Raw genomic sequence first — 26,158 nt, forward strand, 5'->3', positions numbered from 1 at the left:
CACACTCGATAGAGACGCAGCTTATCAGTCGGATGCGACCGTGCGCATCACCGTCTCCCGCGGCAAGTCGAACGCTTCGACCACTTGCACCACCAGGTCCATCTCCTGGTTCAACGCTTCACGCTCCATGCGCTGGCGGATCACACCTATCACAAGCACCGCCAGGGTGGTGATTGAATACGCCGGGCCGGAAAACGCCCGGACCCCGCTCACCAGCAGCATCGCTGCGGCCAGTGCCTGGCCCACTACCGGGATGGCCGTGGCCGCGCCACGACGCAGGATAAAACCGGTCAACCCGGCGAGCGCCGTGCCGCTCAACGCGGTGGTCGCCGATCGGCCGACATCGAAACGGTTGAACAAGCCCTGCTCCTTTTGCGCGGCGGCCTTGAGTTCGGCGTCGAACACCTGACGATCGGCGTTGCTGAGTTTGTCCTTGTACTGCTCGATGAGCTTTTCGGCGACCTGGGCTTCAAGGTCGGCCAATTCGACGGTATTGAGCGGCTCATCGAACTTGATACCCAGCCGCTGCACCACATCTTCGGCGATCTGGCGGTAACTCACGCCGTGGCCACGGGCCAGGTTCATAAAGGTATCGCCGCCCATGCGCTGCAACTCGATGGCCAGCTTGAGCGGCTCGCGCACTGTGGCGTCGATAGTCGCACTGCGCTTTTGCGCCATCAGTTCAGCGAGAAACTTCAACTCCTCGGGCCGCGCCTGCACCAGCGCCGGAAACAGCTCCGCGTCCTCTTCGGCAAAACGCACCTGCGGGCTGCGCTGGTCGGAGCGGATCATGCCGCGCCGCTCGTGCAACAGGTCGGTGTACTGCACCACCGTCTGCAACTGAGGCCAGTAGGCGGCATGATCGAAGGTCGCCAAGTGCACGTTGGTGACCTTGGCCTTGAGCGCCGGCGTCACCGGGATCGCATAGCGGCCGATGCAACGCTCGGTATCCGGTTTCAGGGCCAGCGCCCAGTCTTTGCTGGAGTGGCAATTGATCACGCGCCCGTTGAGCGGCGCCGATACATCATCCCACGGACTCGACGTGCAGATCGCCCCGCCCATCAACAGCAGATTGTCCAATGGCAGTTCACGGGCGGTCTCGGGATTGGCGAGCAGGCTTTTGACCAGAATGCGTGCGCCAAGGGAATGGCCAATCAGGTTGATACGCCGGACTGCCAGGGACTCGCCGTGCAGGTAATTGGCCAATTCGGGCAGCAAGCTCCTGGCGACCTCGTCTACCCGTGCCTCGACGCTTTTGTAGTGATCGAGGAAATACGCAATTGCCTTGCCCACCCCGACAGTCGCCGCGCCCAGGCTGCCGCCGCCAAGCATTGCGCCGATCACATCCTTGAACGGTGCAAACAGGTTCTCCAGGAAATGCCCCGCCGGCCAGAACAGCATCAGGTTGGTGGAGCCTTCGATGCCCGCCAACTGCGCCTTGAAGCTACCCAGCTGTTGTCGGTTGAAGAACGCCGAATAACCGTGGACATAGAGATTAAGCACATCGCCCTGGGGCTCACCACACATCAAGAACGTGGGCTTGCGGGTGCGGTGCATTTCATCCCACTGGTGCTGCATGGGGCAATGACTCCTGGTGACAAGGGACGGCGATAGTAACAAAGGGCGGGGTTCAACGTCGTACCGCTGGGGGAAAAGGCACTGCATTGGCCTCTTCGTCCTTTCAGAACAGAGAGGCGGCCTTGGACTTGGCCAGGTAACGCGCCGGTGAATCGCCCAGATTGCGGCGGAATACCGAAGTGAACGCGCTGGAACTGCTGAACCCCAACTCGAACGCCACATCGGTGATGGACGAGCCATGACTGAGCCGCGCCGTCGCCTCCAACAGGCAAACCTGCTGGCGCCAGGACACAAAGGTCATGCCCGTGCATTCACGGAAGTTACGAGTGAAGGTGCGTCGGCTCATGCTCGACCAGTCGGCCATCTCGCAGATGGAGATCTTCTGCGTCGGGGCTTCGAGAAAGCGCTGACAAGAACGGGCCAGACGTGCTTCGGAGGGCAACGGCGCACTGAGGGGCAACTCGGGCATGGCGCCGATTTCATCGATCAACAGCGTCAGCACGCAGCGATCGCGAACACTGGGCGAGGCCGATGGCCCAATCGCCAGCGCCGCTTCCAGGAGATGGCGCAACAGCGGCGAGACGCCAAATACCTGGCAATAGTCCTGCAACCCTGCGCGCCGGGCCGCGTCGTCGTCCAGGTAAGTATTGAGCATCACCACATCACCGCGCATGTGCATCTCATGGGAGACGCCGCCTGGCACCCAGATCGCGCGCTGCGGCGGTACGACCCAGTTACCAAGGTCAGTGAACATTTTCAGCGCACCGGTGGACGCATAAGCGAACTGCCCACGGCGATGGGTATGCCGTGGAAACACCGTGCCGGACGGGTACTCGCGCAGCGTCACCACCGCTTCGGGGCTGTCGGGTTCGTACGGGGAATAAGTGAAGGTCGGCGGCATGGCCCGATTTTGTCAAAGTATGACCTGACATAGCAAGCGGGCCACTACTCTGCCACCTAGAATCGTCGCTCCCCAAGTTGGGTTCATCTCGAAGGGATATTCGGAAAATGAGTGTCAAAAACTACTTGGACGTACGAGTAGACGGCGCCGTTCTGATGGTGGGTCTCAACCGCCCGCAGAAGCGAAACGCCATGTCTCTGGAAGTCATGCACGAACTGCGCGATACCTTCACCAATATGCCTGAAGGCATTGGTGCCGCCGTGCTCTACAGCACCAGCCAGCATTTCTGCACGGGGCTGGACTTGTCGGAGATCCGCGACCAATCGGTCATCGACAACGTCCAGGCCTTCCGCGAATGGCACAAAACCTTTGAACTGATCCAGTTCGGCAAGGTGCCCGTCGTCGCCGCCATTACCGGTGCCGCCATCGGTGGTGGCCTGGAAATCGCCACGGCCTGCAGCCTGCGCGTGGTGGATGACAGCGCCTTCTTCTCGCTGCCCGAGGCCATGCGTGGCCTGTATGTAGGCGTCGGCGCCTCGGTGCGCTTCCCACGCATCGCCGGCATCGCCCTGATGACCGACATGATGCTCACCGGCCGCACGCTCTACGCCAAGGAAAGCTATGAGCGCGGCGTAGCCCAGTACCTGGTGCCGGTCGGCCAGGCGGTACTCAAGGCCACCGAGTTGGCGCACAAGATCGCCGGCAACCTGCCCATGACCAACTACGCGGTAACCCACGTGCTGCCGCGCATTGTCGATCAAAGCCAGCAGGACGGCCTGATGACGGAAGCCTTGATTGCTGCCGTGGTGTCTTCGGACATCCGCACACAGGATCGCCTGGCGGACTTCCTGGATCGCAAGAAGGACAAGATCCAGACCGCGCCAGCGGTGTAACTCCCGGTCGTGAACGTTGCCGAGCGCACCTCGGCAAACCATGGATGGCCTTCACAACTCACTATCAACCCGGTGAAACCATGTTTCAGCACAGCACTCAAGACGATCTTTATCGCAGCAATGACGCGACCGATGAACGATTGATCAAAATCGAACGCAGCTGGCACAAACGCGCACAGATCAAGCTCGATTCCCAGCGCCCGGATATCCAGCTTGACCTGCAGGCGCCGGACTTTCTCGAGGCCCTGTTACCTTTCGCCCATGATCCGCATTACCAGCACTACCCCCACGCCCTGAAACTGCTGATCCTGTCGGCCGGCTGGGTGATCTACAACCAGAAAACCATCGCCATCGAAACCGAAATCATCTGCCCATCCTGCATCGACCTGCTGCAGTTGGGCCCGCGCCTGAGCTCCGCCAGCGCCGCGACGATTTCCGAAACCCTGGCGGATGAGGCTTATCACACTCTGTTTTCGATCAACATGTGTGAACTGGCAATTACCCAGCGTGGCATGCGCATCAAATGGCCGGAGCTGGAACTGACCCGCCACCTGAACCAGGCCCAGGCCACCTTGTCCGAAGCGGATTTCAAGATCTACCGCCTAGCCTTCTCGCTGGTCTCGGAAACGTTTATCAGCGACTACCTGGCCGACCTCAGCGACGCGCCGGAGATCCAACCGGTGTTTCGCCATGTGGTGGCCCTGCACAAAAAAGACGAGCTGGTGCACAAGCACATCTTCCCGCTGTTCGTGCAGCAGGTGGTTGGAGACTTCACCGCGCAGCAAACCGCCTTGTTCACCCGCGGCATCGCCAACTCCATCCGGATCTTCCCGATGCGCGAGATTTCGGCGTGGCGAATCATCCTGCCGCAACTGCTCGAAGTGTTCGGCGACCAATCGCTGCTACTACCGACTCAATTTACCGAGACCGGCGAAGCGGACTACTCGGCCATGCCCGAGATCCTCAGCTCCATTGGCATACACCCCGACGCGGTGCTGCCTGAGCTGCCAGCGATGAGCGAACCGGTCACCACCGTTTGAAACCAGCGTGCTGCTGATCAATACAAATTCAATAGAGTAATTGTCATGTGTGGATACATTGGCGTCTTTGCCAAACAACCTCGTGCGTTCAACCCGAACATGTTCGATGCCGCCCTGCGTGCAATCCATCATCGCGGCCCGGACAGCTCCAGCCAATGGTTCGACCCCCAAGGCCAGGCCGCCTTTGGCTATGTGCGCCTGGGACTGGTCGGCCTGGGTAACGGCACCCAGCCTATCGTGGCCGACGAAGGCGACTTGGTGATGATGGTCAACGGCGAGTTCTATGACTATCAACGCATCCGCGCCGAACTGGAGAGCGATGGTTGCCGCTTCAAGACCTCGTCCGACAGCGAAATCGCCATGCACCTGTACCGCCGCCATGGCGTACGCGGCCTCAAGCAACTGCGCGGCGAGTTCACCATCCTGATCTTCGATCGGCTGCGCAAAAAGCTGTTTGCCGTGCGTGACCGGGTGGGCGTCAAGCCGCTGTACTACACCGAGCATGAAGGTGCCTGGTACTTCGCCTCCGAAATCAAAGCCTTGCTAGCAGCCGGTGTACCCGCGCAGTGGGACCACGAAGCCTACGCCAACCGCGGTTTCATCCTGCGCGACCGGACTGTGTTCAACAATATTCGCAGCGTGAAACCAGGTTGCTGGATCATCGCCGATGAAAGCGGCCTGCAAACCGAACAGTACTGGGACTGGGACTTCCCGGATGCCCAAGCCACCGAACAGCGCAGTGAAGCCGAGATGATCGAGTCCCTGCGCAACACCATCGAAGAGTCCGTACGCCTGCGCCTGCATGCCGATGTACCGGTCGGTGTGTGCCTGAGTGGCGGTCTCGACTCGTCGGCCATGCTCGGCATCGCCACCGAGCTGACCGGCCAGCCATTGCAGGCGTTTCACTTGTCGTTCGAAGGCGAGCAGGCCTACGACGAACGCCAGTACGCCGAAGTGGCCGCACGGCATAACCGTGCCCACCTCAATGTGCTGTCGGTGAACTCCTCCGACATGGCGGACAACTTCGAAAATGCCCTGTGGCACGCCGAAATGCCCTTCGCCAACGCTCACAGCGTGGCCAAGTACCTGCTGTGCAAATATGTGCAGAACCAGGGCATGCGCGCCGTACTCACTGGTGAAGGTGCCGACGAAGTCTTCGGCGGCTACCCGCACTATCGTCGCGACATGGTGTTGTACAACCACGAAAACCAGGACCCGACGGCGATCGCCGAACTCAGCCGACGCCTGCATGCCAGCGAAGATCGCTACCTGCCCGGCGGCAAAAATGATGTGAAATGGGTGCAGGACGAACTGGGCCATGGCGTGTCCTGGCTGCAAACTCAGTCGGCGCTGTTCGGCCCCCTGGCGCAGTTGTACAGCGATGACTTCCGTGAGCGTTTCAGCAATACCGATGCCTATCGCGAGTTCTACGATCGCCTGAGCCCACGGGCGCTCAACGGCTGGGAGCCGGTCAACCGTTCGCTGTATATGGTGGCCAAGTCCAGCCTGCCCAACGTGGTGTTCACCTCCCTGGGCGACCGCATGGAAATGGCCGGCAGCCTGGAAGGTCGACCACCGCTGCTCGATCACCAAGTGATTGAGGCCGCGTGCCGCCTGCCAGTGAACATGAAAGTGCGCGGCGCCACCGAGAAATACGCGTTGCGCGAAGCCATGCGCCCTTACGTGCCCCAGGCTGTGCTGGACCGCAAGAAGCAGTACTTCCGCGCCCCGCCGGCATCCGAAAGCCCGCAATCGAAGCTGTATGAAATGATCAACGACGTGTTGAGCGGCCCGGCATTGAGTAACGTACCGTTCTTCGACCCGCGTAAAGTACGCGCCTTGCTGGCAACCCTGCCAAGCTTGTCCACCGCCCAACGCGCTTCGGCAGACAACCTGCTGATGGAAATCGCCGGGCTGTGCCTGATGCAAAAACGCTTCGCCTTGAACTGACTTCCCGGCGGCACCTCGCGATCGCGGTGTGCCGCCTGACCCAAGGAGGGTCCATGCTGAAAAAACATCTGTCTCTTGCCGTACTCGTCACCCTGGTATGGGGCGTCAACTTCCCCATCACCAAACTCGGCCTGCGCGCCATCGACCCGTTTGTACTCACGGGTATCCGCTTCGCCCTTGCCGCCCTGCCGCTGGTATTCTTTATCAAGCGTCCCGCCGTCAAGTTCAGCTACGTGGCGGCCTATGGCTTCATCTTCGGGCTTGGCATGTGGGGCGTGATCAACTATGGCATCCAGGTGGGCGTGAGCCCCGGTATTGCCTCATTGATCATTCAACTCAGCGTGTTCTTCACCATGGGCTGGGGCTTTTTGCTGTTTAAGGAAAAGATCCGTGGCGCGCAGATGCTCGGCGCCGTGCTGGCCTTGATCGGCCTGACGGGAATCATCTCCACCCAGGAAGGTAACCACGCGGTGCTGGGCGTCATGCTGATCGTGCTCAGCGCGGTGGCCTGGAGCGTGGGCAACGTGATCATCAAGAAATCCGGGGTGAAGGAGATCTTCTCGTTCATGGTGTGGGCCAGCCTGATCCCGCCGATCCCACTGTTCCTCACGGCCTGGTTGATGCACGGCAGCGCCGCGTTCGAAGGTTTGCAGGCCAGCCTCGACCTGACGGCGGTTTTGTCGATCCTGTTCCAAGTGTACCTGGCCACGCACTTTGCCTACTGGGGCTGGAACTCGTTGCTCAAGCTGTACCCGGTATCCACCGTGGCGCCGCTGTCGTTGCTGATTCCGGTGTTCGGTATCACCAGTTCGATGCTGATTCTGGATGAGCGCATTTCCACGCCGAACCTGATCTCGATCGGGATCATCATCGTCGGACTGGCTGTAGGCCTGTATCGCAGGCCAGCCAACCTCGCGCCCGTGGAACCGCAGCCAATTGTCCACATGGATAGATAGTCATGGCATAAATTCGGTATTTTGTTCGTGTATTGAGTGCTTTAGCTTGGGTCCAGTCCTGTACTGAACCGAAGGAAATACCATGAGCACGCCTGAATTTTTTGTCACTCCCGGCTACGGCGATTACATGCGCGAGCACCTGCATTACTCGCAGGCGGTAAAAATCGGCAATCGCGTGGAAACCTCAGGCCAAGGGGGCTGGGACGATGAGTTCAAGATCCCGGCCGCCCTGGCCGACGAGATCGCCCAGGCGTTCCACAACCTGGAACGCACCCTTGCTACTGCCGGCGCCAGTTGGGAGCACGTGATTCACGTCAACTCCTACCACGTCGGTGGTTTCCCGCCCGAAGTCAACGAAGCGATGGTCAAACACTACCGCCAGTACATGCCCCACCATGCGCCGATCTGGACGCAAGTCGGCGTCGAGGCCCTGGGCCTGCCGACCATGCGCGTGGAAATCCGCGTGACCGCGATTATTCCCTGACCCCGAACCTGCGGATCACCCATTCGACAAACACCTTGAGCCGCGCGCTCTGGTGACGATTGGGTGGGTAGAGTATGTGCAGCGGCGTGGCTGGACGCGACCACTGTGGCAGCACACTGACCAATTGGCCGTTGTCCACGTAGTACTGAACGATGGCCTTGAAATGCTGCCCGACGCCCAGTCCGGCGAGCAGCATTTCCTTGAGGCCGTTGCCTTCATTGGTGGAATAGGCGCAATCGCCCACTTCGATGCGCCTGTCACCCTGCTCGAAAATCAGTGGCTCCGCCTTACCGGATCCGGCAAAAAAATAGCCAGCCTTGAGATGGTTGAGCGCCAGATCCTCCGGGGAAAGCGGCACACCTCGGCGCTCCAGGTAATCAGGGGCCGCACAGGTCAAATACTCCAGGTCGGTCACCTTACGCCCGATCATCGCCATGTCATCCAGCTTGCCGGCGCGGATCACGCAGTCCACCCCTTCCCCCACAATGTTCACCGAACGATCACTGATACCCAAGGCAATGGTGATATCGGGATACTCGCGATGAAAATCCACCAGCGCCGGAATCAGCAGGCAATTGGCAAACGACGCAGGCGCATCCACCCGCAGATGCCCGCCGGGCTTGAGGACTTGCCCGCGGATGGCACTATCCACTTCGTCCAACTCTGCGACCAGGCGCCGGGCATGCTGGTAATACTCCAACCCCTCGGACGTTGGCGCCAGAGCCCGTGTGGTGCGGTGCATCAGCTTGATGCCGAGGTGCTTCTCAAGGTCGGTGATCAGCTTGCTCACGGTGGAGCGCGGCAGCGCCAACTGGTCGGATGCACGACTGAATGAGCTGGTTTCGACGACGCGAACAAAGGCACGCATGGCGAGAAGTTGGTTCACAAGGATGACCTTCTGGATAGCTGCAACCGCTTTCAGCAGGCGAAATTGTCGATCTTGACCTGACCATCGGGAAACGTGGCAATAATCTCCAACTCGCCGCCCATCGCGCGGATATAGTCGCGCAATGTGCTGATGTACATGTCGGTGCGCCGCTCCATCTTGGAGACGGCCGCCTGGTTGATGTTCAGTGCTTTAGCCAGGCTTGCCTGGCTTAACTGCTGGGCTTTGCGCAGCTCATGCAGTGGCATTTCCTGCAGATGCTGCTGAAACAACAGCTTGGCTTCGGCACGGGATTGCGGCGTCATGCGCGCTTGCAGTTCAGCGAATTTCTTAGGCATGTTTACGGCCCTCTTTACGCAATGTGTCCAAATGCACGTCATACAGCTTTTCAGCCAACGGGACGTGTTCCTCATACCATCGATGCCGTCCTGTCTTGTCACCACCGATCAGCAACACCGCGCATCGTCGTGGATCAAAGGCATACAACACTCGAAATGGCCGCCCTGCGTGCTGTATGCGCAGCTCCCGCAGGTTGCCATGCCGGGATCCCTTGATATCGCTGCTGTGGGGAAAGCCCAGTCCCGGCCCGAAAAGCCCCAGTAAATCAACGCTGGCGGAAACGGAAACCTGTTCCTTTGTTCCCAGGTCATCCCACCAGTCTCCGAATTCATCCGTGTATTCAACGTCCCAGCTCATGAAATATGCCACCCAAGGAATATAAACTCAAGAGCCTAAAACTAGAGGATGAAGTGTCAGGGCTTCCACCCGTGGGCGCCGGGAAATTGTTTGGACATCCTTCGGATAGGAGACCAGAGCACTCAGCACCTTATAAAAACGGTGCGCTATCGCACCTATACGCAGCAAAAACACAATTTTCGAAATGTAAAAAGCGCTCTAATACCCCCCTGTTGATTGGTTTTAGAGATCCTGGAGTTCGCAATGCCCCATGAAGGCAACCTGTTACAAGCAGCTGTGGTGTTCCTGCTCGCCGCCGTGCTGACCGTGCCCCTGGCCAAACGCCTGCAACTGGGCGCGGTACTGGGCTATCTGTTCGCTGGTGTGATTATCGGCCCGTCGGTGCTGGGTTTGGTGGGCAATCCGCAAAGCGTCGCGCAATTTTCCGAGCTGGGCGTGGTGTTGCTGTTGTTCATCATCGGTCTCGAACTGTCGCCCAAGCGGTTGTGGGTGATGCGCAAGGCGGTGTTCGGCGTCGGTCTGGCGCAGGTGCTGCTGACGGGCCTGGTGATGGGCGTGGTGGCGTTGTGGCTGTTTGGCCAGTCGTGGAACAGTGCGATCGTGCTCGGTCTGGGCCTGGCGCTGTCGTCCACCGCGTTTGGCCTGCAAAGCCTGGCCGAGCGCAAGGAGCTGAACCAGCCCCACGGCCGCCTGGCCTTTGCGATTCTGCTGTTTCAGGACATCGCCGCGATCCCGCTGATCGCCATGGTGCCGCTGCTGGCCGGCAGCGATCACCCGACCACCGAAGCCCAGGGCCTGCAGCATGTTTTGCAAATTCTCGGCAGCATCGCGGTGGTGATCATCGGCGGACGCTACCTGTTGCGGCCGGTGTTCCGCATCGTCGCCAAGACCGGGCTGCGCGAAGTGTCCACCGCCACCGCACTGCTGGTGGTGATTGGCACGGCCTGGTTGATGGAACTGGTGGGCGTGTCCATGGCCCTCGGCGCCTTCCTCGCCGGCCTGCTGCTGGCGGACTCGGAATACCGCCACGAACTGGAATCCCAGATCGAACCGTTCAAGGGCCTGCTGCTGGGCCTGTTCTTTATCAGCGTGGGCATGGGTGCCAACCTCAGCCTGTTGCTCAGCTCGCCGCTGGTGGTGATTGGCCTGACGCTGCTGCTGATCGGCTTGAAGCTGCCTTTGCTCTACGCTGTGGGCCGGCTGGTGGGCGACCTCAATCGCGAAAGCGCCCTGCGCCTGGGCGTGGTGCTGGCGGCAGGTGGCGAATTCGCCTTCGTGGTATTCAAGATCGGCCGTGATCAAGGTCTGTTCGAACCGCACCTGTACGACATCCTGGTCCTGACCATCACCCTCTCCATGGCTGTTACGCCGCTGCTGTTGCTGGTGTGCCCAAAGCTGTTCAAGCCCAAGGTCAAGCCGGTGGAAGTGCCCGAGGAATACCGCACCATCGAAAGCGACGCGCCCCGCGTGGTCATCGCCGGCATGGGCCGTATGGGCCAGATCGTCGCGCGGATCCTGCGCGCGCAAAACATCTCGTTCATTGCCCTGGACACCTCAGTGGAAACCATCGAGCTGACCCGCAGCTTCGGCGGCATGCCGGTGTTCTACGGCGACCCGCAACGCCCCGAGATTCTGCATGCAGCCAAAGTCGACCAGGCGGAGTTCTTCGTGATCGCCATGGACGACCCGGAGATCAACATCAAGACCGCCGAACTGGTGCGCAACCTCTACCCGCACATGAAGATCATCGCCCGCGCACGTAACCGCCAACACGTGCACCGCCTGGTGGACCTGGACGCGTCACCGATTCGCGAGACCTTCTACTCCAGCCTGGAAATGAGCCGCCGCACATTGGTAGGCCTGGGTTTGAGCCAGGCCCAGGCCGACGCGCGCATCACCCGCTTCAAGAACCACGACCTGCAAGTGCTGGCCGCGCAACATGCGGTGTACGACGACGCCGCCAAAGTGATGCAAACCGCCCAGGAAGCCCGGGCAGAACTGGCGCGGCTGTTTGAGATGGACCGACTCGAGGAAGAGTCCGACAAGGTGTGAGTCTATGGATGAACGATTTTGCGAAAATTCTGACAGAATACGGCGCAATTTCGTTCACCCCTGGAGCGCTTCATGGCCACTTTCACCAAGACTGCCGTCCTGCTGGCCCTCGCATTGACTGCCGGCAGCGCATTCGCCGCGTCCAAGCCGACCACGCAAACCATCTCCACCTTGGGTGGCAAGTTCACCTTCAACCTGCCCAAAGCCTACGCCGCCGACACCCTGCCGGCTGGCAAGGCCGAGGATGGCACCGCTGACACCCAGGGTACGATGTATGCCAACCAGACCACCAAAAGTGTGGTGATCGTCGCCGAAACCGTGCGTAACGATGGAGTAACCATCGGCGACAACGACGCGCAATTCCTGGACGGCGCCGTGGCCGGGTTCGTCAAGGACCAGAGCGCAGCACTGCCTGACTTCAAGAAACAGAGCGAGAAGAAACTGACGTTCAAAGGCCTCGGCCTGCGCCAGGTGGACAGCACCGCCACCCAAGGCGGCGGTAAAACGCTGAACTCCACGTTCCTCGGTGGTTCGGGTAATCACCTGCTGGTGATCCAGGCGATTTCGCGGGCGGATGATGCCAAGGGGCATGCGGCGTTGGTAAAGCAGATTACCGGCGGCAAATAACCTGATCTCCCAAGCAACTCAACTCTAATGTGGGAGCTGTCTTGCCTGCGATAGCGGTGCATCAGTCAATAGGGTTGTCGACTGATCAATCGCTATCGCAGGCAAGCCGGCTCCCACCTATTTTGACCGCGTTCAGTTCAGGCTTTTTTCCAGCCAGGCTTTCAGGTCCTGCACTTCCGCCTCGCTGATGGTATGCGGCATGCCTGGATACCCATGAAACTCCGGCTTCAACCCCAACCCCGTCAACACCTCATTCGCCCGCGTCCCCGACACATAGGGCAGTGCCTGGTCCAAGGTGCCATGGCCGATAAAAATCGCCAATTTGCCCAATGATGCATCCGGCTTCAGTTCAGCCTTGAGCACCGGCAGCACGCTGCCGCTCAACGCCGCAATGCCGCGCAGCAGTTCCGGCCGGCGCAGGCCCACCTCATAGGACATGATCGCCCCCTGGCTGAAACCCACCAGGAACACCCGATCCGGCTGGGTGTGATATTTGGCGGTGGCTTTGCCGACAAAGTCTTCGATCAACTGGGCGCTGCGTTGCAGGTCCGCCGTCTCGCCATCGTAATCGCCGTTGCCGGGCGTTTTGGTAAACCAGCGATAGCCGTGCGGGTCCACCGGCATAGGTGCACGAGCCGACAGGTACGTCCAGGTAGAGGGCAGCGCGTCCTTGATGCCGAACAAGTCCTCCTCGTTACTGCCAAACCCGTGCAGGAAAATCACCAGCGGCTGGTTGCGCGCGTCGCCCTGGGTTTGTTCCAGATACGACAGCGGCAAATCGGTGTGCAGCGTGTCGTCGGCATGGGCGGTGCCGGCCACGAGGGTAAGTGCCAGGGCAAACAGTTTGAGCATGGGACGTTACCTCAAGGTTTGCGTAAAAGATAAGTGTCCATGATCCAGCCATTTTCCAGGCGCGCCGCCTTGCGCACCCGTTCGATTTCTTCTGCGACTTCGCTGACTTTGCCGCTGATCAGTAGCTCATCCGGCGTGCCCAGGTAGGCGCCCCAATAGATCTCCAAGTCCTGGTCCGCCACGCTGCGGTAGGAGTCTTCGGCGTCGAGCATTACGACCAACGTGTCGGCATCACTCGCCTGCCCCGCCGCCAAACGGCGCCCGGTAGTGATCTCAACGGACTTGCCAATACGGTTCAGCGGCACTTTGTGCTGGGCAGCCAAGGCTTGCACACTGGTGATGCCCGGGATCACTTCGAACTCGAACTCACTGCGGCCACTGGCAAGAATCGCCTGCAAGATGCGGATGGTGCTGTCGTACAGCGCAGGGTCGCCCCAGGCGAGGAACGCGCCCACTTCACCGTCAGCCATTTCTTCGTTGATCATGCGTTCGAAGGTCTGCTGCTTGTCGCGGTTGAGGTCCTGCACGGCGGTGGTGTAGTCGATCTCGCCGCGCACCCGCTCGGGGCAACTGGCCTCGACGAAACGGTAGCCAGGCTCGGTGATGTAGGTCTCGCAGATCTCGCGACGCAGGTCGATCAACTTGTCTTTGCTCTGGCCCTTGTCCATCAGGAAAAACACGTCGGTGCGGTTGAGCGCCTTCACGGCCTGCATCGTGATGTAGTCAGGGTTGCCGGCGCCAATGCCGATGATCAGGATGCGTTTCATGGGTTGCTCTCATTGCGGGGCGTGGATTTTGCCATGTTCGGGCGGCTAGGCGTGAGTTTCCAGGCGCAGTCGCCAGACGTCGTTGAAGCGCAGCTCAGTGGCGGACAACGGTTCGACGTCGATCAGGTAGAACATCGAGATCGGAAATTCCATGACGTACAGCATTGCCGCACGGATCACGAAGGGATGGGTGATGGCCACGACATGGCCGGGTTGGGTTTCGAGGGATTTCATCCAACGGCCTACTCGTGCGCAGACTTGGTCCACGGATTCGCCGCCATGCGAGGCACTGGCGCTGTTACCAAGCCAATCCATCAACTCGTTGCGATCTATCGCGTCGATGTCCTTGCCCTTCCACCGACCAAAGTCAGCATCGCGCAAGGCTTTTTCGACTTGGGGATGCCTGCCGAACATACCTGCTGTCTGTCGGGTACGCGCCTCGGGACCGCACAATAAGCGCAGGTTTTTCTTGTAGCGGCCGGCAAGGGACAAACCCGCATTTCGCCAATCCATCGCAACGGACTCGTCATCGGGAAAGCGCCCCTTTTTTTGCTGGAGAGTCACGGCATGGCAGATAAGTGTCAAACGAGTGGCCGGCATCACAGAGTGCTTCAACGACAAGGATGAGGCCACCAAGACTGGCGCAGTTCTCGCTAGGGCGCAACGCCTTGTGCCAGATAAAGCACCTCGTAACCCGCGCCAGGATATTCGGCGTCCAGCGCCTTGGCGGACAGCGTAAACCGCACCAACCGCCACGCTTGCACATCCAACGCGAGGAACACTGCGAACGTGTCACTGCGCTCGGCCACCTGCTGATTACGCTGTTTCTCCTCGGCCAAGATCGCGGCGCGGTTCGCCCCTGGCGCCAATGCCCACTCCTCGCGATACAAACTCAACGCGCCCTGTGCCGGGCCACGTTGCAGGTCCAACGGCAACCAGCTCTCGATATGTGGGCGGCCAAAGCTGTCGAGCACCTTCTGAAAGCGCGCGCCCAGCAGGAAGTCAGCCGCCTGCAGCGGGTCGGCCCAGAGGTAAACCGACGAATACACATTACCCCCGCGCTCCTGGGCGATAAACGCCTTGAACAGCAACCCCTCGGCGTTATCCCACAACGGCCCCAATTGCGCGGCGCGTCGGCGGATCACGCCCATGTCGTAGTCGGCAGGCAAGCGATGTGAATACTGTTTGGCAAACATGGACAAACTCCTGGGCAAGTTGAGTGTTCAGCTTGCGCAGCGACGATGATTTCAACAAGATATCAACCGATATATGTGCGATAAGGATCCAATATGACTGACGCCCCCAAACCGCTGGATATCGATACCGTCCAGGCCTTCGTGCTGGTGGCCGATTTCGCCAGCTTCACTCGCGCCGCCGAAGCCCTCGACACCTCCCAGGCGGCGATCAGCCTCAAACTCAAACGCCTGGAAGAGCGCCTCGGCTATCGCCTGCTAGAGCGCACGCCACGCCATGTGCGGTTGTCGCCCCAAGGCGAACAATTCATCGTCGCGGCCCGCGCCCTGCTCAATGCCCATGAACGCGCCTTGGGCGATATGAACAGCCACGCGCCGCGACGCCTGGTGATCGGCATCAGTGATCACGTGGCCGGCCCCGACTTGCCGACCTGGCTCAATCGCCTGGCCGCTTACGATCCGTTGGTGATCCTTGAAGTGCGCATCGCCTCCTCCCGCGACCTGGTCGCCGCCTTCGACCGCAGCGAACTTGACGCCGTGATCGTGCGCAACGAGGGCGACCGCCAGGATGGCGACGTGCTGGCGGTGGAACGCTTCGGCTGGTTCGCCGCCCCCACCTGGCAACACAGTCCCGGCACGCCCCTGCGCATGGCCACAATGGCCGCGCCCTGCGGCGTTCGCCACTTGGCCACACGCGCACTGGATGAGGCACGCATCGACTGGACCGAAGTGTTCGTTGGCGGCGGTGTCATGGCCGTGGGCGCCGCCGTCAGCGCCGGATTGGGCGTCGCCGCCCTCGCCCATCGCGTTGCGCCGGCAGGTGCGGTGGAAGTGAGTGAGCAATACCGGTTGCCCGCCTTGCCCGTGAGTGAGGTGGTACTTCACAGCCGCATCACCGATGTGCGCTCACGGGAAACACTGCGTGCCTTGAGCGCGACCTTTCGCGGCGTGCTGCAACGCTAATCAAACCATTCGCGTCGGCCTTCAAAGGTGCCGATGATCAACTCCACAATCATCCGCACCGCCTCCACATCCGCCACCTGCGCATTCACCGCCAGCCACACCTGGCGCTGCATGCTCTCGGCCAACAACCCCGGCAACGCCACCAGGCCCCGGTCAAAACTGCTCATGTAATGTGGCAGCAACCCAATGCACGCACCGCAACGAATCATCTCCAACATCAGCGAATACGCATGCACCTGCACCACCGCCGCCAAGCGCTGCTGCACCACTCGGTTCCACGCCTGCAACGCGCCCACCTGCGCATCAGGCTGCCATTGCACCAGCATGTAGTCGTCGAGGTCTTCGACACTGTCCGGGCGTGTGGTCAACCGCGAATAACGCTTGGCGATATGGGGCAAGTAATGTAGGCGCGCCAGGGCCTGTGGCGGCTCGATGGCAAAGCTCGGACCAGGTACGGGGCCATCGGTGTCCGACAGCCACAGCACCACATCCACATCCACCGCTTGCAGCGACAACTGGCTGTCGATGGAGATGATCTCCAGGCGCACGCTGGCATTGCGGCGCAACAAAGCGATCAGGTCGCGGCCAAGGATGTCGTGCAGGATCGGTTCGGCCACTGCCAGCCGAATCAACGGCTGCTCCGTGACCGGCAAGCGCCGTTCATGGGCCAGGGCAATCAATTGGGCCTGCAACTGCTGGCCATCGCGACTGAGCACCAGGCCATTGCCCTGGTAGGTGAACAGCGAATGCCGTAAATGTTCTTCCAACTGCGCCAGGCGCTTGCGCAACAGCGTCGCCTTGATATTCAAGCTGCGCGCCGCCTGCATGAAGCAACCGCAGCGCGCGCTCACCAGAAAGTAGCGCGCAACCTCCGGGTCGATCTCATGGGCCAGGGCCAGCCAGCTGCTGCGTCCCTCGGTGGCGGCGCGATAAGAGGACGGTCCCTGGGGGGCGGACGGTTCTAGAAATGCCATGGGAGACTCCCTGTCTTGTCGGTCTGTGCATCCAATGCGGGTTGACGCGGGTTACTCCAGCACCTTGTTCAGCTCGGCACCGTCGATACTCAGGGTTGCGGTGTTGAGCGTGCCTTCGAGGTACGCCTTGGCGATCTGCTCCTGACGCTGGACACGCAGGGCCTGGGTCAGGCGCTCGCGCAGTTCGTCGAGGGTCGCAGTACGCGCCGGTTGCTGGCCGGTGAGTTTGAGCACATGAAACCCCGCCGCGCTCTGCACCACGTCCGACACGGCGCCGACCTTGAGGCGCGACACGGCATTGCGCACTTCCGGCACCAGTTGTTGCAGGGGTTGCATGCCCGAGTCACCGCCGCGCGCGGCGGAGTCGGTGTCCTGGGAAAACTGCGTGGCCAGGGCCGCGAAATCACCTGGCGCGGCCTGGGCACGACGGCTCAGTTCCTGGGCCTGGCGGCGCACGTTGTCGACGGTTTGCGGGTCATTGGTCGCCAGGAAAATCTGGCTCACCCGGTACAATGGCGGCGTCACCCATTGCGCCTTGCCACTGTCGTAGGCCTGCTGCAACTCCGCCGCGCTGGGGTAATCGGCCGGCACCTGGCTGACCGAGAGCATATAGTCGCGAAACACGATCTGCTCGACGGCGGCGCGGGTCTGCTGTTCCACGTCCGGGCGCTGGCGCCAGCCCTGGGCGTCGGCCTGTTCGAGCACCGCCTTTTGCGCCAAGCGTGAACGAATCCAGGTTTCCAACGCGCCACGGTTACCGCGCAACTGCTCACGGGACTCGGCAGGCAGGCTGGCCAGCACGGTTTTCAGTTCCGTCAGGTCGATCTGCTGATTGCCCAGGCGGGCCACCGCCGGCCCGGCCGATACAGGATTGATCAGCGGCGCCGGTTGCTGCGCCGCCACCGGGTCACTGCCCGGCCGCAGGCTCAAGCCCACCGCCACCACCAGCAAGACCAACGCACCCGCGCCGACCATCAAGGTTGGTTTCTTCACAATACCGGCGCCTCGGCTTCAGCCTGCAACTGCGCGGCCTGCTGGCTGTATTCACGCAGATAAACGATAAATTCCTGTAACAGGCGATCCCACAACTCCAGCTGACTGCGCAGGTGCGTGGCGCCGACACCCGCCACCACCACGTCCATTTCCATCAACAAAAACTCGCCCTGCACCGACAACCGCGCAAAGCGTCGCGACGCGTTCCACACCTGCGCCAGGCCTTCAGGCAATTCGCCCTGGATGCGCAGCGCACAGCTATAGGTGAAATCCACATAGCTGCCCTGCTCCGCCGCCGGGTTGCCGAAACGCACGGCAAAACCGATGCCCTGGCTGGCGCTGAGCAATTGCACGACGCCGTTCTGTTCGGTCTGGTTGACGCGGTAGCCGGCTTCCTGCAGCAGTTCGGTGAGGCTCTGGGTAGTGACGCTGGAGATCAATTCGTTCATGGTGATTTCTTCCCTGTCGATCAATGATTGGCGGTTGCCTGGGGCGCATCGAAACGGCTCTTGTACAAATCGTCGCCAAAGCCCTGGGCCAGTTCCTCGAACTTGACCCGCGCGCTGCTGGCGAAGGGCTGGCGAATACTCATCACCTCGGCCACGTCGATTTTTTCGTAGGCCGCGAGCAACTGCTGGGCCACGCCGTACATCTGTTGATTCTTGACTGAACATTGCTGCACTTGTGTGTCACGTTCGCTCAGTTGTGCCTGCAAGCGTGCACGCTCGGCCTCTTTGCCCTTGGCCAACACCAGCAGTTCGTCATAGGCCTTCTTGAACTTGCCGATCTGCTCGTTGCTGGCCGCCACCTGGGCCTGAGCCTGACTGTGCAGGCTCTGTTGCTGGCCGGCCATTTGCTCGGCCACGCCACGCACCTGGGCGAGTTCGGTCGTCAGCTGCTTGATTTGCGCCTGGGCCTGCTTGGCCTGGTTTTCGGCGGCAATCCTTGCGGCGCTGGCCTGGGCCTGTTCGCTTTGCAGGGCCTGCAATTGCTGGGTGGTGCTGCGCAGTTGCGTACGCAGGCGCTCCTCCATGCCTTCAGCCGACGCGCCGGTGGTGACCAGCAGCAGCAATAGCCCGCAGATTCGCGTGTTCATGTGGCATCTCCGTGCGCATCAAAAGCGCGTGTTGAGTTCCAGTTGCATCACATCGACTTCGAACGGCGCGCCATACACTTCGGACGCGCTCAACCAACGCGCACTGGCGTAGATGTTCTTTTCGATGCCGTAGTTGGCGCCAATGAAATACCCCTTGGCGTTAGTGCCGCCCAGGTGGAACGACGAATCGTTGAAGCCGTCAGGCAGTGCGTCAGGCTGGATGTATTTGTAGCCGGCCAGCACGTTCCAATCGCCGCGTTTGCGCATTTCCAGCGCGCTGCCGAGGGTGAACGACACCATCAGCGCATTGCCGCCACTTTCAAACTGGCCCTTGCTGTTGATGTTGTTGACGATCTGGCCTTCGCTGCGCTTGAGCATCTCGCCCTTGTCGTAGGCCAGGTTGTGGATGAAGTTGCCTTGGGTGCGCAGCTTGAAATCGCTGGGCAGCTCGGCATCCCAGGCCAGGTTCAGGTCGAGCACATCGAACTTGGATGCCAGGCCGACGAACTGCGGTTGCGGGGTCAGGCCTGGGGTGGCTGGATTCGGCGTAATGTCGCGTAGCAGGAACACGCTGTTGCCCTTTTGCATGAAGGCCAGGCGCGAGCCGTCACTGTCACACGCCGGCTGGCCGGACCACGGCTGGCAAGCGCCGGAGCGTTTACCTTCGATATCGTCAAAGTGGTAGTAGGCCAGCGCGCCCTTCAGGCTGTTTTCGCGGTTGATCTTCCAGTTGGCGCCGATCTGCCCACCAAACAGCCACTTGGTGTCGCTGTCTTCCTTGTCGAAACCGTTGCTGCTGGCCGAGTCAGAGGTGTACTCCACCGGAAACGCACCCAAGGTGCCGAACAGGCCCCACTGGCTATTGAGCGTATGGTTGAAATTGGCGGCGATACCGTCGAAGTTCAGGTCGCCCGAATACATCATGTCAGTGGAATAGAACGGGTTGGCGAAGCGCCCGGCAGTGAGGGTCACGTCCGGCGTGGCCTTCCAGCTCAGGTAGCCCTGATCGAGCCAGATGTCTTTCTTGCCAAAGCCGCCGCCCAGGGTCTGGGTGGTGGACACCGGGTTGTTGTCGGAGCCGGTGCCGACGCGAATACCGGCGGTCCAGTCCGGTGACAGCACGGCTTTCATGCCCAGGCGCGCGCGCAGGCGGAACAGGTTTTCGCGGTCCTTGGTGGTGTTGAGCAGCGGCGGCAGCTTGGTGTTGGTGTCTTTGTTGGTGTCGTACGGGCCGCTTTCATTGAGCTTGGCGTAATCGACGATCTCGTTGCTGTTATTGCCCGAAAAATAGCGCGACTCGTCCCGCAGGCGGATATCGCCATCAAAGCTGATACGCGAGACCCAATCCGGGAAGGTATTGGGCTGGGCCCAGTTTTCCTGCTTGGCGGTGGCCATGACCTCGGCCTTGACCTGATCACGGATCTGATCCTTCACCGCCTGCGGCACGTACTGCACACGCACGTCACCCGGCGCTGCGGCCGGGCCTGCGGCCACCACCGGCGCGGCATTGGCCTGGCGGGCCTGCTGGGCCTCTTTTTCGGCCTGGGCGATCAGGCCGTTGGCGGTGTCCTGGGTCAGCACGCCTTGCTGCACCAATAGGCGGATCAGGTTGATGGTGACGTTTTCCGAAGGTGCGACCGGGGCTGCAGCCGCCTGGCCGACCAGGGTCGCGATGACCATGCCGACCGCCAGGGTCAGTCGATTCACGGGGGAAATCATGTGTACGCAACTCCTGTAAAAAACCGTAAAAAAGGGTTTGTTCAATCCGGACGCCGGCCCTTGAGCGACAGGCGCATGGGCAGCGTCAGCGACGCCGGCGGCTTCTGTGTGGCACGCGGTGCCTGGATCAAGGCGAGCATCTGCGCGTCGGTCTCGGCATCCCCGCTGGACTTGGCCACCAACGCTTTGGTGACCTGGCCATCGGCGCCCAACCACAGGTCTATCTGTATCGAGAACGCCTTCTTGCGCAGTTCAGGGTCTTCGCGCATCAGTCGCTGATAAGTGCCGGCCAGGTACTGCTTGTAAGTGCCCGTTCCCAACCCACCGCCACCACTGCCGGCCATGCCGCCGCCCTTGCCGGCGCCGATGTTGAAACCGTCGTTGCCGGACTGTGCGTCGCCGTCGATCTGCATCGGGTTGGCCAGGTCTTCGTTAGGCGAAGGCGGCGCTTCCTCGGCCGGCTTGACCTCCTCGGGTTCGGGGCTTGGCACCGGTTCCGGGATTTTTTCTTCGACCTGGGGCTCAGTCTCCTTGGGCTTTTCCGGCGGCGGCGGTGGCGGTGGTGGCAGTGGGATAATCGTCGGCACCTTCGGCGCTTCACGGCGCACGCCACTCATGTCATTGGCCCACTGCCACAAGAACCAGGCCGCCACGGCGCCCAGCAACAGGCCGGCGCCCCACTTCAACGGGCGCAACGGCGGCTTCTTCTTAACGGGCAAGGGCGCGATCGGGATCTGTGCGGTCATGTCTCAGCCCTGACTCGGTTTGCCGGTAACCAACCCGACCTGGGACAGTTCCAGCCGACGCAGCAGGTCGAGCACTTCGATCACCTTCTGGTACTGCACCATCGCATCGCCACGCACGATCACCGGGAAATCCGGGTTCAGCGCTTTCTCGATGCGCAGGCGTTCTTCCAGCTCGCCGAGGGTCACCGGGTAAGCGTCGAGAAACACCTGGCCACCGTCGTTCACGGAGATGGCCTTGGTCTTGGCCTCCGACAACGACACCGAAGCGCTGGCCTTGGGCAAGTGGATCTGGATGCCCGAGACCTGAGCGGTGGCGGTGAGGATAAACATCACCAGCACCACCATCAGCACGTCCACCAGGGGCGTGATGTTGATACTGTCGACGGCGGCATCATCGTCATCGTCGTGGGAGGTATTTACGGAAGCCATGGCAGATCTCCTCAGGCCGGAACAGCGGCGTGATGGTCACGACGGTGCGCGGCTTCACTGTGCTGGCTCTCGCCGTGCATCTCCGCCAGGCGGGTGATGAACTCGTCGACAAACACACGCATGTCCGCGCTGACTTCCTTGTTGCGCGTAATCAGGCGGTTGTAGCCAAACAGCGCCGGGATCGCGACAAACAGGCCCATGGCCGTGGCCAGCAACGCCGCCGCCATACCGGGGGCAATCGCGTTGATGTTCACATCACCGGCCATGGCCGTGCCGAGGAACACCACCATGATCCCCAGCACCGTGCCGAGCAGGCCGATGTAGGGGCCGCCAGCGATGGCGTTGGACAAGGTCGAGAGCTTGGAACTGAGCGCCTGGTTTTCGCGGGTGCGCACGCCGTCCATCGAGCAGCGGATGGCTTCGATGGTGGCGGCCGAGACCGACGAGGTGTCGGCGCCCTGGGCACGCCGGGTGCGGATCTCTTTGACCGCCACCAGGTACAGGCGCCACAGCGAAGAATGGGCCAGGCGCTCACCCAGTTGGGCGTCGTCGGCGTACATCTCCAGTCGCGTGCCAATCTGCGCGAAATGCTCGCGGAACACTTCATTGGCGCTGCTCACGCGGCTGACCTGGCGGTTCTTGCGCAGCATGATGACCCACGACTGGAACATCATCGCCACCAGCACCAGGATGATCACCCAGGCATCCACCGGCACCGCGTTGAGCAAGAAGCCCAGGCTGCCGAAACCGAAGCCGGACTGTTCTTCATCCACGCCATAGGCCACCAGTTTCGACTCGGCGCCCTGGGCGTTGGCATCGGCCAGCAACAGTGCCGCCGGACGCGCCACCTTGGACAGGCGCAACTCATCGATGGCCCCGGCGAATGGCAGGTGCGTGGTGCCCGCTTCCGGCAGATCGGCACCAATGGCTAGTTGGGAGTTGAACGCGGGCAAGGCAACAGCCAGGGTGGCAGTCTCGCGGCCATTCACATACAGCGTGACCTTGTCACCTTCGGCGGTGAACGCCAGGTGCTGCCACTGGCCGGGGTTCAGCGGTTGGTTCGACACGGCGCGCTGGCCGTCGATTTCCACGAACGGCATGCCTTGGTTCAACCCCAGCAGCAGGCTATGGGCACCATCACGTCGGGCGAGAACGACTTGCTCACCGCTGGCCTGGTCCAGGCGCAGCCAGGCGCTGAAGGTAAACGCGCCACCCGCAGCGTGTTGCAGCGAAGGGCTGGCCGGCAATATCAGCGGTTGACCGGCAAACTGCAAGGCACGGCCGATCACACCGTCGATGCTCGCACCGGTGGCGTTCAACGCGGTGTTGGCGTAGGCCGTGGTGTCGCGGGCGGGTGTGCCGTTGGCCCCGTCAAAATGGTAGAGCGCGGTGTAGTTCGGGTCGAACGTCAGTTGGCCGTTGGCGGTGGCCGGGGCCTTCTGGTTGCCGTAGTACATCCACAGGTCCTGACGCTGACCGCCTTCGACCTTGGGCACATCGACCCAGATCAGTGCCATGCCCATCAACGGGTCGAAGCTCTCGATCTGGTGGTTGAACACGGTTTTGTCATCGGCGCTCACAAAACGCAGGTCGGCGCCGTCATCCTTGACCCCGTCAAAGGTGAAGTTGCCGGTGTGCAAGCGCACCAGCAACGCGGTACGGCCCAGGGCCTGGTTGATCGCGGCGCCTTGGGCGGTGGTGTCCACCGAAATCTGTTTGCGGTAGTGCCAGTCGTCCTGCCACCAGGCATGGGCGGTGGCCGGGAGCGTGAAGCCCAGGCAGATCAACAGGCTCAGGAATAGGCGTTGCATGGGTGAAGTCTCCGGAAGAAAAAGTCAGAAAGTCGCCTGCACACTGAAGTGCAGTCGCGAGTCCTGTTTCTGGGTGTTCGGTCCATCAAGCAGCGGGTAGCCCCAATCCAGGCTGCCGGACAACCATTTGCTCAAACTGGCGCGGGTGCCCAGGCCGACACTGGCCAGGCTGTATTCATCTTCTTGCTCGGGCAGCGGATCGTGCAGGCGCATGCGCGCACCTTCGGCGAACGCGTAGAAGCGCCACTCCTGCACATAACTGCCGAGGAACTTGGCCAGGGACGGCGTGCGCAGTTCCTGGGAGAGCAAGTACCCCTCATCCCCGGTACGCTCCGCCGCCAGGTAGCCGCGCACCGACGTGGCACCGCCCGCGGAATATTGCTCGTTGGACACCAGCGGCCCCGACGCCAGCTGGAAGCCGCCCTTGGTTGCCGACTGCCAGTCGTTGGCGAAGGTGTAGGTGTAATTCAGGTCGCCCTTGAGTACGGCAAAACTGGCGCTGGCCTTGTAGCGTTTGTATTCGAACTCTTCGGCATCGCTGCCGTAGCCGAAGAAGGCGCGAGTGCCCACTACCAGGTTCAAGCCCAGGCCCAATTGCGATTGTTCGGTATAGCGAAAGCCGTTGTAGCCCAAGGTGAACGGCGCATATTTGAGGGGCACCTGGTCGCTGCTGGAACCGAACTTCATCTGTTCGTCGAAGTCCTTGAAGTCCACGCCAAACGAGAACGAGTTGGCCCAGTTGCCCGCCGCCGGCAGGTTGTAGATGGCCGACACGCCGTAGGAATGCCCTTTGCCCAGCACGTTGCTGCCGCCGATGGTGGCGATGTTGCTGTCGGACTGGTAACCGGAGAACTGCAAGGTCCAGCGCTCGTTGAGCGGGGCGCTGTAAGAGCCCGACCAGACCTTGGCATTCTCGGTGTCCTGGGGCGCGGTGAAGTAGGTCAGGGAAATGCTGTGGCCCAGTTGCCAAAGGTTGTCGTACCCCAGGGTCGCCACCGAGCGCAGTTTTTCGGTGTCGGCGCTGTAGTCGTTGTTCAGGCCGATACTGGCGTGCCAGGGGTTCTGGTCTTCCACCTGCAAATCCACATCCATGGTGCCGGGGCGTTGGCCCTCGCGTACCAACGGCGTGACCTGGCGTCCAGCGCCGCGATTGAGGCCCGCCAACTGGGTTTGCACCGTGGCGAAGTCCGGCACCGCGCCCTCCTCCAGGGCCGGCACCTGCTCGCGGATTTCCACTGGTGAATAGTGCTTGGCACCGACCACGCGCACCCGGCCGACCTTGGTCTCGCTGACCTGCAGATAGACGATACCGTCATCGACCTTCTGCTCCGGCAACTCGACAAACACCGACTGGTAGCCACGCGACTGGTAGATCTTCTGCAACGCATCGCGCGCGCCTTCGATATCGCCCAAGGTCTTCTGCGGCCCCAGGAACGGATACACCGCCTCCTCGATCGTCGCCGCATCCAGCACCGTATTGCCGCGCACGAAGTACTCGTTGACGTCGACCTTGCGCGCGCCCTCTTCCTCCTCGGCCAACACCGGTTGCGCCAAGCTCCCCAGCGTCACGCAACACAGCGCCAACGTTAATTTGAACAGATGCTCCACACCGCCCCCTGACTGTCTGATTTTGTGCGCCATCGCCGGACGCCCGGCGTGCGGCTGGCTCAATTGCTGGTGATCGAGGTGCTGCCGTGGCGTGCCAGCCAGGTGTGCAACAGGGCGAAGTTCAACGAGAACTCCGGCATGTGCAGCAAGGCGCCACAAAACACGTCACCGATGATTTTCTGGATGAGTTGCACCGCACGCGGGTTGTTGAGCAGCGTGGCGATGTCGCGGGTCAGTACGTGAATGCTCCAGACCTTTTGATTGAGGTCCAGGCCGACGAACCAGCGGAACAACAGGTTGTAGTTCAGCTGTTCGTGCAGCTGTTGTTCGCTGGGCACCGAGTACAGCAGTTGCAGCAGGAGGATCTGCAGCACGGTGTGCGGGGCGATCGACATCGCGGGTTCGGCGGTGAGCCAGTCGCGATGCTGGTCGAGCACTTCGTCGATCTGTGGGCGCAGCAGCACCAGGGAGTGGCCTGCCGGGATGTAGCTGGACACTTCCTTGCGAGCGCCTTGCCAGTCGTCCTGGGAGACGATCCAGACCCAGGGTGCGCCGTAGCGATAGACCGACACCGGCTTCTTGCGCGCCGCTTCGACGATCTTTGACAGGCGCTGGTCGAGCTCCTGCATGCCCACTTTCGAGTAACGTTCCATAGTTCCCATCGCCCCACTCCTGGCATCCTGCTTGCGGCTGAAAAGCCCAACGTTCTGGTGGGCTCAAGCGCGTTACACAGAGGAGACGGGAGTGGCCGGGGACTACCGAACTTTTGTCATGAAAGCTTCATTTTGGATTGGGTGGGGGGCAATTTCTGGTTGTGTACATATCCATTTCTTCGGTAACGGCGGATATTGGTTCCGCTCTTACAGCCATGCCTTTCAAGGTCTTGGTTTAAAATCCCCCAACAACTTCTGTCAGGATGACGAAACTATGTGGGATGTGGTTCT

Annotated in this window: 27 protein-coding genes; 8 read left to right on the forward strand and 19 right to left on the reverse strand. The window is 61.2% G+C overall.

Annotated features, from left to right (window positions below; translation table 11 throughout):
• Nucleotides 1-24: 24 nt before the first annotated feature.
• On the reverse strand, nucleotides 25-1,578 hold the full coding sequence (locus tag EJ576_RS27750) for a DUF726 domain-containing protein (RefSeq protein WP_122726297.1): 1,554 nt from the start codon (nucleotides 1,576-1,578) through the stop codon (nucleotides 25-27).
• A 103-nt stretch (nucleotides 1,579-1,681) separates the two neighbouring features.
• On the reverse strand, nucleotides 1,682-2,479 hold the full coding sequence (locus EJ576_RS27755) for a helix-turn-helix domain-containing protein (protein ID WP_028619798.1): 798 nt from the start codon (nucleotides 2,477-2,479) through the stop codon (nucleotides 1,682-1,684).
• Between the two features lie 107 nt (nucleotides 2,480-2,586).
• Here EJ576_RS27755 and EJ576_RS27760 point away from each other — a divergent pair, with 107 nt between their 5' ends.
• The 5 genes from EJ576_RS27760 to EJ576_RS27780 all read left to right on the forward strand — a co-directional run bounded on the left by EJ576_RS27760 (nucleotide 2,587) and on the right by EJ576_RS27780 (nucleotide 7,802).
• On the forward strand, nucleotides 2,587-3,372 hold the full coding sequence (locus tag EJ576_RS27760; protein WP_016977256.1) for a crotonase/enoyl-CoA hydratase family protein: 786 nt from the start codon (nucleotides 2,587-2,589) through the stop codon (nucleotides 3,370-3,372).
• Nucleotides 3,373-3,452: 80 nt separating this feature from the next.
• Nucleotides 3,453-4,412, forward strand: a complete 960-nt coding sequence (locus EJ576_RS27765; protein WP_122726299.1) for a diiron oxygenase — start codon at nucleotides 3,453-3,455, stop codon at nucleotides 4,410-4,412.
• Between the two features lie 45 nt (nucleotides 4,413-4,457).
• A complete protein-coding gene (gene asnB / locus EJ576_RS27770; RefSeq protein ID WP_126571608.1) occupies nucleotides 4,458-6,362 on the forward strand; it encodes an asparagine synthase (glutamine-hydrolyzing) in 1,905 nt (634 codons plus the stop codon).
• 53 nt (nucleotides 6,363-6,415) lie between these two features.
• Nucleotides 6,416-7,318, forward strand: coding sequence for an EamA family transporter (locus EJ576_RS27775; RefSeq protein ID WP_126571609.1), 903 nt, complete (start codon nucleotides 6,416-6,418; stop codon nucleotides 7,316-7,318).
• A gap of 82 nt (nucleotides 7,319-7,400) precedes the next feature.
• On the forward strand, nucleotides 7,401-7,802 hold the full coding sequence (locus EJ576_RS27780) for a RidA family protein (protein WP_126571610.1): 402 nt from the start codon (nucleotides 7,401-7,403) through the stop codon (nucleotides 7,800-7,802).
• On the opposite strand, the gene EJ576_RS27785 is transcribed toward EJ576_RS27780, so the two are convergent.
• The 3 genes from EJ576_RS27785 to EJ576_RS27795 are packed head-to-tail and all read right to left on the reverse strand — an operon-like array spanning nucleotide 7,792 to nucleotide 9,384.
• Nucleotides 7,792-8,688, reverse strand: a complete 897-nt coding sequence (locus EJ576_RS27785) for a LysR family transcriptional regulator (protein WP_240037330.1) — start codon at nucleotides 8,686-8,688, stop codon at nucleotides 7,792-7,794. The two genes, EJ576_RS27780 and EJ576_RS27785, sit on opposite strands and share 11 nt — an antisense overlap.
• Before the next feature lie 32 nt (nucleotides 8,689-8,720).
• Entirely contained in the window at nucleotides 8,721-9,026 is a 306-nt protein-coding gene (locus tag EJ576_RS27790; RefSeq protein WP_028619792.1) for an XRE family transcriptional regulator, read from the reverse strand.
• Complete coding sequence (locus EJ576_RS27795; RefSeq protein WP_126571611.1) at nucleotides 9,019-9,384, reverse strand: type II toxin-antitoxin system RelE/ParE family toxin; 366 nt, start codon at nucleotides 9,382-9,384, stop codon at nucleotides 9,019-9,021. The genes EJ576_RS27790 and EJ576_RS27795 overlap by 8 nt, the downstream gene beginning before the upstream one ends.
• 243 nt (nucleotides 9,385-9,627) lie before the next feature.
• Here EJ576_RS27795 and EJ576_RS27800 point away from each other — a divergent pair, with 243 nt between their 5' ends.
• Together EJ576_RS27800 and EJ576_RS27805 are read left to right on the forward strand one after the other, a co-directional pair.
• The gene (locus tag EJ576_RS27800) at nucleotides 9,628-11,436 is read left to right on the forward strand and encodes a monovalent cation:proton antiporter-2 (CPA2) family protein (protein WP_122726307.1); all 1,809 of its coding nucleotides are present in this window, start codon (nucleotides 9,628-9,630) and stop codon (nucleotides 11,434-11,436) included.
• A gap of 72 nt (nucleotides 11,437-11,508) precedes the next feature.
• Nucleotides 11,509-12,063, forward strand: a complete 555-nt coding sequence (locus EJ576_RS27805; RefSeq protein WP_033901600.1) for a hypothetical protein — start codon at nucleotides 11,509-11,511, stop codon at nucleotides 12,061-12,063.
• A 132-nt stretch (nucleotides 12,064-12,195) separates the two neighbouring features.
• Here EJ576_RS27805 and EJ576_RS27810 read toward each other — a convergent pair whose 3' ends face one another.
• Genes EJ576_RS27810 through EJ576_RS27825 form a run of 4 tightly spaced genes read right to left on the reverse strand, consistent with a single transcriptional unit; the run spans nucleotide 12,196 to nucleotide 14,878 of the window.
• Nucleotides 12,196-12,915, reverse strand: coding sequence for an alpha/beta hydrolase (locus EJ576_RS27810; RefSeq protein ID WP_126571612.1), 720 nt, complete (start codon nucleotides 12,913-12,915; stop codon nucleotides 12,196-12,198).
• 11 nt (nucleotides 12,916-12,926) lie between these two features.
• Nucleotides 12,927-13,682, reverse strand: a complete 756-nt coding sequence (gene cobF / locus EJ576_RS27815; RefSeq protein WP_122726313.1) for a precorrin-6A synthase (deacetylating) — start codon at nucleotides 13,680-13,682, stop codon at nucleotides 12,927-12,929.
• A 45-nt stretch (nucleotides 13,683-13,727) separates the two neighbouring features.
• Nucleotides 13,728-14,282, reverse strand: a complete 555-nt coding sequence (locus tag EJ576_RS27820) for a histidine phosphatase family protein (protein ID WP_126571613.1) — start codon at nucleotides 14,280-14,282, stop codon at nucleotides 13,728-13,730.
• Between the two features lie 53 nt (nucleotides 14,283-14,335).
• Nucleotides 14,336-14,878, reverse strand: a complete 543-nt coding sequence (locus tag EJ576_RS27825; protein ID WP_126571614.1) for a DUF4865 family protein — start codon at nucleotides 14,876-14,878, stop codon at nucleotides 14,336-14,338.
• Between the two features lie 93 nt (nucleotides 14,879-14,971).
• Between EJ576_RS27825 and EJ576_RS27830 the strand changes: the two genes are divergently transcribed.
• A complete protein-coding gene (locus EJ576_RS27830) occupies nucleotides 14,972-15,838 on the forward strand; it encodes a LysR family transcriptional regulator (protein WP_126571615.1) in 867 nt (288 codons plus the stop codon).
• Here EJ576_RS27830 and EJ576_RS27835 read toward each other — a convergent pair.
• From EJ576_RS27835 to EJ576_RS27880, 10 genes are read right to left on the reverse strand one after another with little or no spacing between them, the layout of a single operon-like run.
• Nucleotides 15,835-16,812: a LysR family transcriptional regulator gene (locus EJ576_RS27835; protein ID WP_126571616.1), complete on the reverse strand. Its 978-nt coding sequence runs from the start codon at nucleotides 16,810-16,812 to the stop codon at nucleotides 15,835-15,837. The two genes, EJ576_RS27830 and EJ576_RS27835, sit on opposite strands and share 4 nt — an antisense overlap.
• Before the next feature lie 51 nt (nucleotides 16,813-16,863).
• On the reverse strand, nucleotides 16,864-17,805 hold the full coding sequence (locus EJ576_RS27840; protein WP_126571617.1) for a peptidylprolyl isomerase: 942 nt from the start codon (nucleotides 17,803-17,805) through the stop codon (nucleotides 16,864-16,866).
• Nucleotides 17,802-18,254: a YbjN domain-containing protein gene (locus tag EJ576_RS27845; protein WP_026000052.1), complete on the reverse strand. Its 453-nt coding sequence runs from the start codon at nucleotides 18,252-18,254 to the stop codon at nucleotides 17,802-17,804. Before EJ576_RS27845 ends, EJ576_RS27840 begins: the two co-directional genes overlap by 4 nt.
• A gap of 20 nt (nucleotides 18,255-18,274) precedes the next feature.
• Nucleotides 18,275-18,901 (reverse strand): hypothetical protein, encoded by a 627-nt coding sequence (locus tag EJ576_RS27850; RefSeq protein WP_028619781.1) that lies wholly within the window; start codon nucleotides 18,899-18,901, stop codon nucleotides 18,275-18,277.
• An 18-nt stretch (nucleotides 18,902-18,919) separates the two neighbouring features.
• Nucleotides 18,920-20,620, reverse strand: coding sequence for a putative porin (locus EJ576_RS27855; RefSeq protein WP_016980093.1), 1,701 nt, complete (start codon nucleotides 20,618-20,620; stop codon nucleotides 18,920-18,922).
• A 41-nt stretch (nucleotides 20,621-20,661) separates the two neighbouring features.
• Nucleotides 20,662-21,366: an energy transducer TonB gene (locus EJ576_RS27860; RefSeq protein ID WP_126571618.1), complete on the reverse strand. Its 705-nt coding sequence runs from the start codon at nucleotides 21,364-21,366 to the stop codon at nucleotides 20,662-20,664.
• A gap of 3 nt (nucleotides 21,367-21,369) precedes the next feature.
• Nucleotides 21,370-21,795, reverse strand: coding sequence for a biopolymer transporter ExbD (locus tag EJ576_RS27865; RefSeq protein ID WP_016980095.1), 426 nt, complete (start codon nucleotides 21,793-21,795; stop codon nucleotides 21,370-21,372).
• 11 nt (nucleotides 21,796-21,806) lie between these two features.
• Entirely contained in the window at nucleotides 21,807-23,606 is a 1,800-nt protein-coding gene (locus EJ576_RS27870) for a DUF2341 domain-containing protein (RefSeq protein WP_126571619.1), read from the reverse strand.
• A gap of 24 nt (nucleotides 23,607-23,630) precedes the next feature.
• The gene (locus tag EJ576_RS27875; RefSeq protein ID WP_122726337.1) at nucleotides 23,631-25,214 is read right to left on the reverse strand and encodes a ShlB/FhaC/HecB family hemolysin secretion/activation protein; all 1,584 of its coding nucleotides are present in this window, start codon (nucleotides 25,212-25,214) and stop codon (nucleotides 23,631-23,633) included.
• A gap of 59 nt (nucleotides 25,215-25,273) precedes the next feature.
• Nucleotides 25,274-25,867, reverse strand: coding sequence for a transposase (locus EJ576_RS27880; RefSeq protein ID WP_122726335.1), 594 nt, complete (start codon nucleotides 25,865-25,867; stop codon nucleotides 25,274-25,276).
• Between the last annotated feature and the right edge of the window lie 291 nt (nucleotides 25,868-26,158).

The organism is Pseudomonas sp. C 49-2, assembly GCF_003970195.1.
Lineage (GTDB): Bacteria > Pseudomonadota > Gammaproteobacteria > Pseudomonadales > Pseudomonadaceae > Aquipseudomonas > Aquipseudomonas canadensis.

Coding starts and splice junctions, on each gene's coding strand:
- EJ576_RS27750 (WP_122726297.1), bottom strand. CDS start 1,578: ATGCAGCACCAGTGGGATGAAATGCACCGCACCCGCAAGCCCACGTTC.
- EJ576_RS27755 (WP_028619798.1), bottom strand. CDS start 2,479: ATGCCGCCGACCTTCACTTATTCCCCGTACGAACCCGACAGCCCCGAA.
- EJ576_RS27760 (WP_016977256.1), top strand. CDS start 2,587: ATGAGTGTCAAAAACTACTTGGACGTACGAGTAGACGGCGCCGTTCTG.
- EJ576_RS27765 (WP_122726299.1), top strand. CDS start 3,453: ATGTTTCAGCACAGCACTCAAGACGATCTTTATCGCAGCAATGACGCG.
- asnB (WP_126571608.1), top strand. CDS start 4,458: ATGTGTGGATACATTGGCGTCTTTGCCAAACAACCTCGTGCGTTCAAC.
- EJ576_RS27775 (WP_126571609.1), top strand. CDS start 6,416: ATGCTGAAAAAACATCTGTCTCTTGCCGTACTCGTCACCCTGGTATGG.
- EJ576_RS27780 (WP_126571610.1), top strand. CDS start 7,401: ATGAGCACGCCTGAATTTTTTGTCACTCCCGGCTACGGCGATTACATG.
- EJ576_RS27790 (WP_028619792.1), bottom strand. CDS start 9,026: ATGCCTAAGAAATTCGCTGAACTGCAAGCGCGCATGACGCCGCAATCC.
- EJ576_RS27795 (WP_126571611.1), bottom strand. CDS start 9,384: ATGAGCTGGGACGTTGAATACACGGATGAATTCGGAGACTGGTGGGAT.
- EJ576_RS27800 (WP_122726307.1), top strand. CDS start 9,628: ATGCCCCATGAAGGCAACCTGTTACAAGCAGCTGTGGTGTTCCTGCTC.
- EJ576_RS27805 (WP_033901600.1), top strand. CDS start 11,509: ATGGCCACTTTCACCAAGACTGCCGTCCTGCTGGCCCTCGCATTGACT.
- EJ576_RS27810 (WP_126571612.1), bottom strand. CDS start 12,915: ATGCTCAAACTGTTTGCCCTGGCACTTACCCTCGTGGCCGGCACCGCC.
- cobF (WP_122726313.1), bottom strand. CDS start 13,682: ATGAAACGCATCCTGATCATCGGCATTGGCGCCGGCAACCCTGACTAC.
- EJ576_RS27820 (WP_126571613.1), bottom strand. CDS start 14,282: ATGCCGGCCACTCGTTTGACACTTATCTGCCATGCCGTGACTCTCCAG.
- EJ576_RS27825 (WP_126571614.1), bottom strand. CDS start 14,878: ATGTTTGCCAAACAGTATTCACATCGCTTGCCTGCCGACTACGACATG.
- EJ576_RS27830 (WP_126571615.1), top strand. CDS start 14,972: ATGACTGACGCCCCCAAACCGCTGGATATCGATACCGTCCAGGCCTTC.
- EJ576_RS27835 (WP_126571616.1), bottom strand. CDS start 16,812: ATGGCATTTCTAGAACCGTCCGCCCCCCAGGGACCGTCCTCTTATCGC.
- EJ576_RS27845 (WP_026000052.1), bottom strand. CDS start 18,254: ATGAACGAATTGATCTCCAGCGTCACTACCCAGAGCCTCACCGAACTG.
- EJ576_RS27850 (WP_028619781.1), bottom strand. CDS start 18,901: ATGAACACGCGAATCTGCGGGCTATTGCTGCTGCTGGTCACCACCGGC.
- EJ576_RS27855 (WP_016980093.1), bottom strand. CDS start 20,620: ATGATTTCCCCCGTGAATCGACTGACCCTGGCGGTCGGCATGGTCATC.
- EJ576_RS27860 (WP_126571618.1), bottom strand. CDS start 21,366: ATGACCGCACAGATCCCGATCGCGCCCTTGCCCGTTAAGAAGAAGCCG.
- EJ576_RS27865 (WP_016980095.1), bottom strand. CDS start 21,795: ATGGCTTCCGTAAATACCTCCCACGACGATGACGATGATGCCGCCGTC.
- EJ576_RS27870 (WP_126571619.1), bottom strand. CDS start 23,606: ATGCAACGCCTATTCCTGAGCCTGTTGATCTGCCTGGGCTTCACGCTC.
- EJ576_RS27880 (WP_122726335.1), bottom strand. CDS start 25,867: ATGGAACGTTACTCGAAAGTGGGCATGCAGGAGCTCGACCAGCGCCTG.